Source organism: Arthrobacter sp. S41, from assembly GCF_004320535.1.
Lineage (GTDB): Bacteria > Actinomycetota > Actinomycetes > Actinomycetales > Micrococcaceae > Glutamicibacter.
The window spans coordinates 2,252,844-2,265,547 of record NZ_SIHY01000001.1; the positions used below are offsets into that span (position 1 = coordinate 2,252,844).

Below are 12,704 nucleotides of genomic sequence, written 5' to 3' on the forward strand. Positions count from 1 at the left end.
CCTTTGGTCTTGAGGTTTATGGTGTGTCTGCGCTAGCCCAGTAGGGGCTTTTGGCGAGATTTGTTGTTGGTGTAGTTCTTGTAGGCCTCGGTGGTGCTTTCAAGTTCAGCAACTTCACTGACTGGCACATCCCACCAAGATTCACTCGATGGTGCATCGGCGTACAGGTCGGATTCGATGTGAATCAGGATCGGGCCCGAGCCTTCGGGTGCCGCCTTGGCCTGGGCGATGGCCGCCGACAGATCCTCGATGGCATCCGGTCCAGGGGTAATCCTGATGACCTTTACACCCAAGGATTCGGCGTTGGTCGCCAGATCGATAGGCAAGGTTTCGCCTTCATCAAAGCTGTGGCTGGCAGAATCCAAGGTGCGGTATTTGGTACCGAAGCGCTGGGATCCTAGGGACTCCGAAAGTGCACCGATGGAGGCATAACCGTGGTTTTGGATGAGTACGGTGATGACCTTCAGGCCCTCGGCCACCGCGGTGACCAGCTCGGTGTGCATCATCAGGTAGGAGCCGTCGCCCACCATGACCACCACGTCGCGGTTTTCTTGATCCCCGCGCTCGGTTTCGGCCTGCACTGCACGCTTAATGCCTATCCCACCGGCAATTTCGTAGCCCATGCAGGAGAATCCGTACTCCACGTGGTAGCCGAACGGATCGCTCACCCGCCACATTTTGTGCAGGTCTCCGGGCAGGGAACCAGCGGCGCAAACTACAACGTCTCGTGAATCCATGGCTTCGTTGACTGCGCCAATGATCGCGTTCTGGCTGACCAAGGGGCTCAGTCGTTCGGAGAAGGCTTCATCAACGGTGGCATTCCAGCGCTGCTTTTCGCTGGCGGTCTGTACTTCCAAAGCACCCTCAACGCGGTATCCGCTCAGCGCTTCGCGCAGTGCGATCAGTGCCTTGCGAGCATCTGCCACTACTGGCAGAACGGTGCCGTGCTTGTAGGCATCAAGCGCGGCCACGTTGATGTTCACAAACTTCACGTCAGGGTTTTGGAAAGCGGTGCGGCTGGCGGTGGTGAAGTCTTCGTAGCGGGTGCCGATACCAATGATCAGATCCGCCTGTTCAGCCAATGCGTTAGCTGCGGTGGTTCCGGTGGAACCGATAGCACCCAGTGAGTACTTCGAATCCCATGGCAGCGCACCGACTCCGGCCTGGGTATTGCCTACCGGGATGCCGGTCGCTTCACAGAACGCGGCCAGTTCCTCGGTAGCAAGGGCGTAGAGCACTCCGCCACCGGCAACAATCAGTGGGCGCTTGGCCGCACGGATCATCTTGGCAGCTTCGGCAATGTCCTGCGCCTCAGGCTCTGGGCGACGAATCTTCCACTCACGTTCAGCAAAAAACTCTTCCGGGAAGTCAAAAGCTTCGGCCTGCACATCTTGAGGCAACGAGATGGTCACCGCACCGGTTTCTGCCGGATCGGTGAGCACCCGCAGTCCGTGATGCAGTGCGCTTGCTAGCTGCTCGGGACGGGTGACACGGTCAAAGTACTTGGACAGCGGACGGAAAGCGTCATTAACGGTGATGTCATATCCGTGAGGCATTTCCAACTGCTGCAGTACCGGATCCGCTGCGCGGGTGGCAAAGGTATCGGAAGGAAGCAACAGCACCGGCAGGCGGTTAGCCGTAGCTAGGGCGGCACCGGTGAGCAGGTTGGAGGATCCTGGGCCGATGGACGTGGAGACCGCGTAGGTGGCACGGCGGCGGGTGTGCCGTGCGTAGGCAACAGCCTGGTGCGACTGCGCCTGCTCGTTACGGCCCTGGTAGTAAGGCATGAGGCTTGGATCCTTGGCCTGCCACTGCTTCAGTGCCTGGCCTACGCCGGCAACATTGCCGTGACCAAAAATGCCAAACATGCCAGGAATCAGCCGTTCGCGGTACTTAGTTCCGCCAATGGTATCCACCGTGTACTGGCGGCCGAGGAATTCCACCACTGCCTGTGCGACGGTCATTATGCGTGTAGTCATCAAGCTTGTCCTTCTGCGTTTGCTGCAGTTGTGCTGTTGTTCAGTAGTGATGCAGCGGTGGCCACGGCGCCGGCTACATCCCCGTCTTCGGGATAGAGCAGGGTTCGTCCCACGGTCAGTCCCTGCACCGAAGGTAGGGCTAGGGCCTCTTGCCACGAGGCGAAGATTTCGTCCGGTTGACCGGCTGGGTCCCCGCCAAGTAATACGGTAGGCAAGGTGGTAGCGGCCATAACGCGTTCCATTTCCTGGACCACTGGAATCTTCAGCCAGGTGTAGGCACTGGATGCCCCGAGTCCGGAAGCAATGCCCATGGACTTGATCACGGCGTCTGGGCGAAGGTCGTTGACTACCTTGCCCTCCACCCGTTTGGAGATGAAAGGTTCCACCATGGCCACCAGCTGGTGCTCGGCCAAGTCGGAGATTGCGTCGGCCGTAGCTTGCAGCGTTTTTACGGTGTCCGGATCTTCGTAGCTGATCCGGGTGAGCATCTTGCCACCATCAGCGCCCAGTGCGGCCAGCGCCGCAGCGCTGTGTCCGGTGAAGCGATCATCAATCTCGTTCACCAAGCCGGTCAGTCCGCCACGGTTCATTGATCCAAAAACCAATTTGCCCTCTAGCGCCCCAAGAAGCAGCAGGTCATCGAGGATATCTGGCGAAGCCAGCACACCGTCACAAGCCGGGTTCTGCAAGGCGATCTGCAGTCGGTCCAAGAGCTGGCGGCGGTCTGCCATGGCGGTGGCTCGCTTTCCCACCGAGAGGGCACCGCGGGCCGGGTGGTCGGCAGCGATAATAAAATTCTGTCGCCCCAGTACCTGGCCGGCGTGCTTCTGGCGTAGCTGTGCTGCCCGAAGAACCGATGCCGGATCTTCTAGTCGCCGGCGGGTGATGGATTCGTAGCGGCGTGGATCTTCAAGGTCCACACTCAACTCGGGTGCCTGTTGCATGACTAGACCAGGTCTTTCTGGGAGGTCGGGACGGTGCGGCCACGCTCGGCCAGCAGTGCGTTAACTTCTTCTGGGTTAGGCATCGCATCCGAGCAGGCGACCTTGGAAGCCACAATGGCTCCGGCAGCGTTGGCGTAATCCAATACCTGCTCTAGTGGCCATCCGGAAAGCAACCCGTGGCAGAAGGCTCCACCGAAGGAATCTCCCGCGCCCAGACCGTTGGCGGTCTGTACCCGAACCGGTGCGGAGACCACACGTTCGGTGCGGGTTTTAGCCATCACACCTTCTGGGCCGAGCTTGACGACGGCAATCTGCACACCTGCGTCCAGCAAGCGGTCCGCTTGTTCATCCGGGGTTCCCGCGCCAACGGCCACCGTGCATTCGGTGTCGTTGCCAATGGCTACGGTTGCTGAGGCCAAAGCCTGGGTGACCTGTTCACGAGCCTGTTCTACCGAATCCCAGAACATTGGGCGGTAGTCCAGATCCAAGATGGTGAACTGGCCTTCACCCAGGGATTCAACCGGCCGAGCTTCATAGGCTGCCAGCTGTGCGCTGCGTGATGGTTCACGGCTCAGGCCGGTGACGGTGCTCCAGAAGATCTTGGAATTTTTGACCGATTCAAGGTCAATGTCGCTGGTATTGATGTTCCAGTCCGGAGCCATCGGGAAGCGACCGTAAAAGTACAGTGGGAAATCATCTGGTGGCAGGATTGCGCAGAAGGTCACCGGAGTCTGCAGGGTTTCATCGCGAGTTACCTGGGTGCGGTCCACGCCATAGCGGTCCAGTTCACGTTCTAGGAAGGTGCCAAAGTCGTCATCACCAATCTTGGTGACCACGCCGGCAGCACGTCCGTGCTGTGCAGCAGCTACCGCGACGTTGGTGGCGGAACCACCGAGGTACTTGCCGAAGGAGGTCACGTCGGCAAGGCCGACACCGATGTCGTTCGGGTAAACATCAACACTGATGCGTCCGAGGGTCAGTACGTCGTAGTTCACGCGGATCGACGTCCTTTCGAGCTTGAAGTTCTGTATGCCGGTGCTCCGTTTTTTCTCGATGTGAGGGGAAGCACAGTTATTACTTTGCATCAAAACCCTTTGGCCTGTCAAAGGTTTGTACTGACATATTTACAAGTTAACTTTGTCCCACTTTGAGTTTCCCCGGATTTTCAAGGAAGTTAGCCTGTTTGGACGAAAAAAATTACGCGTAAAACAACCTAGGTCAGCAACGTCTTGTGTTCAGAAGCCTCGATTCTCGGCCCCGCCCAGGGTGTGCCGAGAGCGCAAAACCAGCAACCTGACCCAGCAAGGCAGCCAGTCACAATCAGCTGCCTATGTGCCAAGATTTGCAAGAAGTAGCCCTCAGGCGAAAACACTGACCCGACCCTAACGCTAGGCTCTTAACGAGAAGACCAGTCAAACTTCAGGAGGCACTGTGGCAGCAGAACGCCAACGAGCGACCATCTATGACGTCGCCCAGGCCGCGGGTGTCTCCAAATCCCTCGTGTCTTTGGTGCTTCGCAACTCGCCCAGCGTTTCGGCCCCGCGCCGCGAGGCGGTGCTTGCCGCCATCAAGGAATTAAATTACCGCCCCAGCCAAGCCGCCACTGCCCTGGCCGGTGGTACCAGTCAGACCGTTGGTGTGGTTATCGATGACTACACTAACCTGTGGTTTGTTGAATTGCTGCGCGGCCTGCAGGAAGGGCTAAGTAGCGCCGGATTGCGCATCGCAGTCTCGGACCGCACGCTGAACGCGCACGTAGAATCCGATCCACTCGAAGGCTTCCTCAGTACACGGGTTGAGGCTTTGGTGCTCGCCACCGAGCCCACACCCGCCATGCGCTTTCCTTCGCACGTTCCGGTGGTGGTGGCCGGTAACCGCGAAACCCAGGTGCCCGGAGCCGATGTCACCGCGAGCGATGACCAACTCGGTGCACGCCGCGCCATCGAGCATCTCATTTCGCTTGGGCACCAGCACATTGGTCACGTAGGTGGCGGTGGCGGTGCCTCAAGGCTCAGGCGCGCCGGATACCTGGAGGCCATGCAAGCCGCCGGGCTCAGCGCGCAGGTGATCACCACGAGCCCGCAAACCACCGAAGCCAGTGGTTATCAGGGCACTATTGAACTCTTAGATCAGGCTCCGGCCACAACCGCCATCTTGGCCGGCAACGATTCGATGGCCATGGGCGCCCTGGCCGCGGCCCGCGATCAGGGACTCTCGGTGCCCGAGGACTTATCGGTGATTGGTTACGATAACTCGCCACTATCCGACACGCATCTGTTGCGACTGACCACGATGGATAGCCGCAACCGCGATCTTGGGCTTCGTGTAGCGCAGCAAGTGATCTCTCGACTGGCTGATCCCAAGCGCGAGGCGCAAAGCGTTTCGATGGAGCCCACGCTGATTGAGCGTGGCACCTGCGCCGCACCTCGAACCCGCTAAATAATTCTTCTCAGCCAACCACTTGACCGCCGTCCGGATTCGCCTTTACACTTTTTTGGAGCGCTCCAAAATATTCCATGAACAACTTTCACACAGGAGAATTCCGTGACAAAAACCATCGGCATTGCCGTCATTGGCGCCGGCATGGCCGGGCTGTCCCACATCGCTGGATACCGCACTGCACCAACCTTCTACAGCTCCGACTTGCCACCACTTCGCTACGTTGCCGTAGCTGATGTGAACACCGATCTCGCGGCCAAGGTCGCCAAGCGTTACGGCTACGAAAAGGCCCTCAGCTCCTGGCAAGAGGTGGCCGCAGATCCAGATATCGACGTGGTCTCAGTAGTTATTGCCAATCGTTTCCACCGCGAAGCAGTTGAGGGTCTACTGGCTGCCGGCAAGCACGTTTTGTGCGAAAAGCCGCTGGCTGACACCCTCGAAGAGGCCGAAGCAATGGCCCTCGCGGCCCGCAACGCCAACTCCGTGGCTCGCGTTGGTTTCACCTTCCGCCGCACCCCAGGCATCGCCACAATCCAGAACCTCATCGCCGATGGCACCCTGGGCAAGGTTCTACATTTCTCCGGCCGTTACTGGACCGACTACGGTCACAACCCACAGGCCCCAATGAGCTGGCGCTTTAAGGGCAAGCCAGGCTCGGGCGCACTGGCCGATGTGGGAAGCCACTTGGCCTACGTGGCCGAATTCTTGGCTGGAGACATCCTCTCGGTCAGCGGCGGCCAGCTGAGCACCAGCATCACCGACCGCTTCCTTCCAGCCGGCGCCGTCACCGGCCACGATCTGGCGGAACTCAGCGAGACTTCTGAGCCAGTGGAAAACGACGACTACGCAGCGTTCAGCGTTCAGTTCGCTGGAGCCTCGGGCAGCTTGGAAGTTTCCCGCGTGGCAGCCGGTCACCCCAACACACTGAATTTCGAGGTCTTTTGCGAAAAGGGCGCCGCACGCTTCAGCCAGCTGCGCCCCTCGGAAATCGAAATCATGCTCACCGAGGGTCCCTCGGCAACCAACGGTTACCGCACCGTGAACCTCGGCTCGGAGCATGCCTACATCAGTGGCGGTCTACCAATGGACGCACCAGGTGTTGGCTTTGGCCAGAATGACGCCTTCGGCTACCAGGCCCGCGCCTTCCTCGACGAGGTCGCCGGCCTAGAGAACGCCCTTCCAACCAACGCATCATTCGACGAGGGTGTGCACAATATGCAGATCCTGCAGGCGGTCGTGCAGTCCGCTACCCACGACGGAAAGAAGGTTTCGCTGTGAAACTCGGTGTCTACAACGCAATCCTCCACAGCCACCCGCTGACCGAAGCACTCAAGGTCATAGCCGACCAAGGGCTCACCGGAGTTGAGCTGAACACTGGCGGTTTCTTGCCACCAGTACACGTGCCAAATATCGATGAGATCTTAGAATCCGATGACGCTCGTGATGCTTTCCTCGCTCAATTTGAAGGCACCGGCGTGGAAATTTACGGACTGAATTGCAACGGCAACCCGCTGCACCCCAACCGTGAAATCGGCGAAAAGCACGCCGAGGACATCCGCCGCTCCATCAAGTTGGCGGCTCGCCTAGGTCAGACTCGTGTGGTCACCATGTCCGGACTGCCCGCTGGAGAGCACAACGGCACCAACCCAAACTGGGTAGTTAATGCCTGGAATTCGGCAGCCTTGGACCAGTTGGACTACCAATTCGGGATCGCTGCTCAATTTTGGAAAGAAATCGACGAGCTGGCTGTTGCCCACGGAGTGAAGGTCGCCTTGGAGCTGCACCCGCAGAACCTGGTCTTTAACCCTGCAAGCTTCCGCGAGCTACTTAAGCGCGCTGGAACCAGCAACATCGGCATTGAACTAGATGCCTCACACCTGTTCTGGCAGCAGATGGATCCGGTGGCCGTTGTCCGTGACCTCGGCCAGTGGGTCTTCCACGCAGCGGCCAAGGATGTGCGCATCAACGCCAATGCCGCGGTTCAGGGCGTGCTGGATAACAGCTTCCGCAAGTTGGGCGAAGATGAGCCCCGCACCAACCTCGGTGGCGACGAGTGGGCTAACGAGTGGCCAAAGAACTCAGCCTGGGACTTTGTGGCCTTGGGCAAGGGACATGACACCGCGTTCTGGACCGAATTCCTGCGTGCTTTGCACGAGGTGGATCCAGAAATGATGGTGAACATCGAACACGAGGACACCGAACTCGGTGCCGTTGAGGGGCTGGAAGTAGCGGCCAAGGTGCTGATCGAGGCCGACGCAGCCCTAGAAGCCTCGCTGACCAAAGCTTCTTAATAACCTTTCGCTGGCATCGAGTAGGCGGGGGTGTCTAGCCCCCGCCTCTCACACCACCGGACATGCGGGCCCGCATCCGGCGGTTCGCCAAGTCACTGAAAACGATCCCAAGCACGGCGAAGGAACAGCACACCCAACTCCTCCCAATATGAAGTTGGCAAGGCACGATGAAGAATCGGGGACTTCGCCACACGCCAATACGCACGTGAACTGTTTCCCCACTGGTAAGCCTTATCCTTGACAATCCCCAGACGGCGAAGATTCGCCACCCGAGTACGAGGACGCTTCCATTCAACCCAACGGATCTGACGCAACCGACGTCTAAACCATTGATCGAGTGTGGCAAATTTATCCGCCGTCATCGACAACCGGAAATAACCCATCCAACCCCGAACAAAACGATTCAACTGCTCGATACGGTACTCCATCGACACACTCCACCGCCGAGAAGTCAACCTCCGAATCCGCTCCTTCATGCGTATCCACGCCTTCGGAGCAACCCTGATCCTGACCTTCGAACCTTTGACGAAGTAGAAACCAAAACCCAGCAACGTTGCAACACTCGCCGGATTGATCACTGATTTCTGCCGATTAACCTTCAACTTCAGGCGCTGTTCAAGGACTTTCGTCGCCTGATCCAACACCCGTTCGGCAGCACGTTTCGACTTCACAAAAATTCTGATGTCATCGGCATACCGCACAAAACGGTGATCCCTCGACCAGAACTCCTGATCAAAATCATCCAACATGATGTTCGAGAGCAACGGCGATAAAGGCGACCCCTGCGGAGTGCCCTCCACCGTTTCCCGACGAACACCCTGCGCCATGATCCCAGCCGTCAAATACTTCCGAACAAGCTTCAGAACCCGCTTGTCTTTCACCTTCCGCGCAATCCTGGACATCAGCACGTCATGGTTCACCCGATCAAAGAATGCATCCAGATCAACCTCCACAACCCACCGATACCCCTGCTCAATAACCTTACGAGCCATCGAAGCAGCGCCATGGGCGCTTTTGCCCTGCCGAAATCCATAAGACATCGGTGCGAACCCCTCATCGAAAATCGGGGAAAGCACTTGCGCGAGAGCCTGCTGAATCAACCGATCCAACACAGACGGAACACCCAGCATCCGTTCCCCACCATCAGGCTTCGGAATCATCACCTGACGCACCGGCAACGGCGCATACGTTCCAGCATCAAGCGACTTCCGAGTCTCGATCCAATGCTCACGGCACCAATCACGCAATTCATGCGCTTCAAGCCCATCAACACCAGCAGAACCCTTATTCCGCTCAACACGTTTCAATGCAATCAACAAATTACCTCGCGAGAACACTTGCTCCCACAGATCAACTTGTTGATCCCTGATGTCTTTCCCATCAGCCGCCGGCTCAACGCTACACGCAAGAAAATACTCTCCCGGATTCACCGGTACCATCCCCTCTCTGCCCCACCACGTCCGTGGGTTTTCTGCGATAATCATGTGAGCACGAGAACTCATGCTTCAGTCCATCAATTCCCAGCGTTCAGCCCTTCCCTGCCTCCCTCATCAACCACAATGGGTCTCAGGCAAACGATCAGGTTCCTCACCCGACGCGATTCCTAGGCAGGTACTATGACCTCTGCTGACTTCTGCCCCATCAGTTACTGACCTCTCGGCCAGAACCGCCCCACTCAGTCAGAAGACAGGTGGTGCACTGGGACAGACCTCCCCAGATAAGAGCATTCACTTTCTCCCTGCGCCCGCCACATATACACATCTGCCGTTTCGATGGAGCGGGCTTCACCATCTTGCGCTGGCTTACCCCGACAGACATGCCTCACATGTGATTCGTGTTCCTCGGTGCAGAGGTTTGCCTCCGGCTTCCTTCCCACCCCACCTCGCGGTGACGCAGTTGCCTTCAGCTAGGCCTTAAACCATCTTCCCGGCCAGAGGACTTTCACCTCCAAGTAAATGCCCATGCTGGGCGTACACAAAGAAGCCCGGAATTCACGTGGTGAATTCCGGGCTTCTTTGCGTCTGTACTTAGACGGTGCGAACTACGTTTTCGTAGCCAAAGCGAGCCTTTGGTGCACCGATTTCGCCTTCGGCTGGCTGACCAATGTTGACTACAAGGAAGCTCTTCTGGTCACCTTCCGGGAAGAAGGAAGCGTCGATAGCCGAGAAGTTAGCACCGGTCATTGGGCCCACTGCGAAGCCAAGGCTACGTGCGGCCAGCAAGAAGTAGCCTGCCTGCAGGTGAGCGTTGTTGTTGCCGGTAGCGGCGGTGAAGTCAGCGTCTGCGTCGTACATGGCCTTAGGGGCGTTGTAGCCTGGCAGGAAGTTGTCCCACTGTTCGTGCCATGCGGTGTCGTAGCTGAGGATTGCTACCAGTGGAGCGGCGGCGGTCTTGGCCTGGTTACCGTGAGCCATAGCGTCAACCAAGGTGGCGCGTGCTTCAGCCGAACGTACGTAGGTCACGCGAAGTGGCTGGGAGTTGAAGGCGGTTGGGCCGAACTTTGCCAGTTCGTAGATCTCCTGCGCCTGAGCTTCGGTGACTTCACCGGTGAATGCGTTTGCGGTGCGGGCTTCGCCAAAGATGGTGTTGATGGTCGCTGAGTCGACCTGGTTTTCCTGGGATGCAACAGTCATGAGATGACCTTTCGGTTCGGCCCGCGCGCCGGGCATTGGGCCGGTACCGGACAGAGGATCTTGTCTACCGTGCACAACCAGCTGAGCTGATCACTCATTCCGCGAACTATTGTGTTTTGCAACACACCGCTAGGGCCTGCGCCCTACGGTTAGGGTGAAAGCGGCGTCTGTCCTGAACGAACTAAACGGCGGTGCACTAGCGCGCAGGCAATCGAGCACAGCGCGATAAACACACCAAAGTACGTCACCGCCATTGATTCGCCGCTGAGCTGACCAACCCAGCCAAGCCCTAAAGCACCCAGAGCAGTCAGCGCATAACCGAGCACCCAGAAGGCCGAACTGGCGCTGGCTCGGTGGCGCAATTCAATACGCCGCAAAACAATGGATAACCCGACCGGGAACAATGCCCCGTGACTAAAGCCAGCAACCAAGAGACCCAGCAGATAGATGCCAACGCCTAGATGCCCATCCACTCTCGGCGCCAGCGCGATGAACACCGTGCCAACAGCCAGCCCAGCAAAACCGAGATGAACTTTCTGGGCCACCAGCTTCCCGCCAATTTTCTGACCCGCCGTGGTGGCGACAAAAATCAACGAACCAATCAAACCCAATAACCGCAGGTCCGTAATGCCGAAGGCGCGGACCACCAGGATGGATGTCATTGCGGTGCAACCACCCATCACCGCGAAGCCTAGGGTCATCAATCCGCCGACACAGTAATCACGTAACGCGAAGCGGGGCACCAGCGGAAGGGTGAGCTTCAGTCGGTTTGATCGGTGCACCACGCTGTCGGGAATCACGCTCAAAGCGACGATGCACAACCCAGAAAGCACCGCATGAACGCTGAAGGCGATCATTGGAACTGCGGGGAAAAAGTAGGTCAAAAAGGCAGCCAGCGCCGGGCCGCTGCCAAGCCCCACCATATTGGCAACGCTGGAAATACTTGCGCCTCGTGCCGAGCTAGAAACCAAGTCAGTCAGATACGCGGTGGCCGTACCGGTCACCAATCCGGCACAGATACCGGAGAAGATGCGGGCAATAAAAAGCATGGGTGCATCGGTGGCCGTGGCATAAAGAATCCCGCTCGCAGCCGAGGCCAACAGCCCAAAAATCATGACCGGTTTGCGGCCTATGGCATCGGATAATGAACCAAAGACACACAGTACGGCGAGCACGACAACGGCATAAATAGCAAAGAGTTGAGTTGAGGCAGCGGTGCTCAGACCGTATTCATCTTGCAGGGTTGGATACAGCGCGGTGGGCATAGTGGTGCCACACATGGCGACCGCATAGGTCACCAAGACCAAAGGTAAGGACCAACCCCGAGCTCGGTTTGGCAAAGCAGGCCGCATCACGCCAATACCTCGCTCTCATGTTGCCTAACAACATGAGCCTAGATAAGACCTAATGTCCTGTCAATGTTTTCACTATTGTTGCTGATTAAACCGAGCTAGGTCAGCGGCTCCGATCAGGCCCGCTGCAGGGCCCAATTCGGCTTGTTTGATCTTTGCAAAGGGGCGGTATCCCCTACCGGAAAGCGAACGGCGGTAGGTTTCTTCGGCCGTGGCAACCAGCTGCTTAGAGGCAGTACCTAAGCCACCACCGATAACAATGGTTCCAGGATCCAATACGGAAGCCAGGTTGGAAATACCCAAGCCCAGCCATTCCCCCATATCTGTAATCAGGTCGCTGCAGGCAGGATCACCTTCCGCAGCCAGGCGAGTCACCGCGACGCCGGTGACGGCCTCCGGGTTATCGCCCACCGCTTCGCGCAGGCGGAAGGCCACCGGCGACTTACTGCGCACCAGCTCGGCTCCTTCGCGGCCTAGCGCGTTGCCTGAGGCGTACTGTTCCCAGCATCCTCGGTTACCGCAAGCGCAACGATGACCGCCGGGAACTATCACCTGATGGCCAAATTCGCCGGCAATGCCCGACTTACCTCGGTGGATTTGGCCTCCAAGGATCACCGCACCGCCGATGCCGGTTCCCAGAGTCAGGCACACCATGTCGCTTTCTCCGCGGCCAGCACCAAATCGGTGCTCGGCCCAGCCAGCGGCATCAGCATCATTAACGAGGGTGATTTCGTGACCCACTAATTGCATCAAGCGGTCCCGCACTGGCTCATTGCGCCACGACAAGTGCGGGCTAAAGAGTACGTTTTGTCCCTTACGGTCCATCCATCCGGCAGCCCCGATACCTACTGGCAACCCTTCGTCATCGTCAGAGAGCTCCCGAATGACCTCGGCCAGGGCACGCTCAATGCCGGCTACGTCATGATTAGGGGTCTCACGATAGATCTGACCGGAGACAGTTCCTGCTTCATCCACGAGGGCTGCAAGAATTTTGGTGCCACCGATATCAACGCCGATGGAAAGATTTGCTGGACTCACAATTTTCCAGCTTAGACCCTATAGCGAT

10 protein-coding genes are annotated in these 12,704 nt (G+C 58.0%); 3 read left to right on the plus strand and 7 right to left on the minus strand.

The window, feature by feature from the left end; translation table 11 throughout:
- Window positions 1-32: 32 nt before the first annotated feature.
- The 3 genes from iolD to iolC are packed head-to-tail and all read right to left on the minus strand — an operon-like array spanning window position 33 to window position 3,918.
- Window positions 33-1,964 (minus strand): 3D-(3,5/4)-trihydroxycyclohexane-1,2-dione acylhydrolase (decyclizing), encoded by a 1,932-nt coding sequence (iolD, locus tag EYR88_RS10340; RefSeq protein ID WP_131089865.1) that lies wholly within the window; start codon window positions 1,962-1,964, stop codon window positions 33-35.
- 14 nt (window positions 1,965-1,978) lie between these two features.
- Window positions 1,979-2,923, minus strand: a complete 945-nt coding sequence (locus tag EYR88_RS10345) for a deoxyribose-phosphate aldolase (RefSeq protein WP_207306488.1) — start codon at window positions 2,921-2,923, stop codon at window positions 1,979-1,981.
- A 2-nt stretch (window positions 2,924-2,925) separates the two neighbouring features.
- Window positions 2,926-3,918: a 5-dehydro-2-deoxygluconokinase gene (gene iolC / locus EYR88_RS10350; protein ID WP_131089563.1), complete on the minus strand. Its 993-nt coding sequence runs from the start codon at window positions 3,916-3,918 to the stop codon at window positions 2,926-2,928.
- A 436-nt stretch (window positions 3,919-4,354) separates the two neighbouring features.
- Here iolC and EYR88_RS10355 point away from each other — a divergent pair, with 436 nt between their 5' ends.
- From EYR88_RS10355 to EYR88_RS10365, 3 genes are all read left to right on the plus strand, one after another.
- Entirely contained in the window at window positions 4,355-5,362 is a 1,008-nt protein-coding gene (locus EYR88_RS10355) for a LacI family DNA-binding transcriptional regulator (RefSeq protein ID WP_131089564.1), read from the plus strand.
- Window positions 5,363-5,467: 105 nt separating this feature from the next.
- Entirely contained in the window at window positions 5,468-6,640 is a 1,173-nt protein-coding gene (locus EYR88_RS10360) for a Gfo/Idh/MocA family oxidoreductase (RefSeq protein WP_131089565.1), read from the plus strand.
- On the plus strand, window positions 6,637-7,653 hold the full coding sequence (locus EYR88_RS10365; RefSeq protein ID WP_131089566.1) for a sugar phosphate isomerase/epimerase: 1,017 nt from the start codon (window positions 6,637-6,639) through the stop codon (window positions 7,651-7,653). The genes EYR88_RS10360 and EYR88_RS10365 overlap by 4 nt, the downstream gene beginning before the upstream one ends.
- A gap of 92 nt (window positions 7,654-7,745) precedes the next feature.
- On the opposite strand, the gene ltrA is transcribed toward EYR88_RS10365, so the two are convergent.
- The 4 genes from ltrA to EYR88_RS10385 form a co-directional block, all read right to left on the minus strand.
- The gene (ltrA, locus tag EYR88_RS10370) at window positions 7,746-9,155 is read right to left on the minus strand and encodes a group II intron reverse transcriptase/maturase (protein WP_242632518.1); all 1,410 of its coding nucleotides are present in this window, start codon (window positions 9,153-9,155) and stop codon (window positions 7,746-7,748) included.
- A 525-nt stretch (window positions 9,156-9,680) separates the two neighbouring features.
- Window positions 9,681-10,286, minus strand: a complete 606-nt coding sequence (locus EYR88_RS10375) for a malonic semialdehyde reductase (RefSeq protein ID WP_131089567.1) — start codon at window positions 10,284-10,286, stop codon at window positions 9,681-9,683.
- Between the two features lie 149 nt (window positions 10,287-10,435).
- Entirely contained in the window at window positions 10,436-11,638 is a 1,203-nt protein-coding gene (locus EYR88_RS10380; RefSeq protein ID WP_242632560.1) for an MFS transporter, read from the minus strand.
- A 75-nt stretch (window positions 11,639-11,713) separates the two neighbouring features.
- The gene (locus tag EYR88_RS10385; protein WP_242632519.1) at window positions 11,714-12,676 is read right to left on the minus strand and encodes an ROK family protein; all 963 of its coding nucleotides are present in this window, start codon (window positions 12,674-12,676) and stop codon (window positions 11,714-11,716) included.
- Window positions 12,677-12,704 lie beyond the last annotated feature (28 nt).

Excerpts from the sequence above, each read along its gene's own strand:
- iolD (WP_131089865.1), bottom strand. The coding sequence starts at position 1,964 with ATGACCGTCGCACAGGCAGTGGTGGAATTCCTCGGCCGCCAGTACACG.
- EYR88_RS10345 (WP_207306488.1), bottom strand. The coding sequence starts at position 2,923 with ATGCAACAGGCACCCGAGTTGAGTGTGGACCTTGAAGATCCACGCCGC.
- ltrA (WP_242632518.1), bottom strand. The coding sequence starts at position 9,155 with ATGAGTTCTCGTGCTCACATGATTATCGCAGAAAACCCACGGACGTGG.
- EYR88_RS10375 (WP_131089567.1), bottom strand. The coding sequence starts at position 10,286 with ATGACTGTTGCATCCCAGGAAAACCAGGTCGACTCAGCGACCATCAAC.
- EYR88_RS10380 (WP_242632560.1), bottom strand. The coding sequence starts at position 11,638 with ATGCGGCCTGCTTTGCCAAACCGAGCTCGGGGTTGGTCCTTACCTTTG.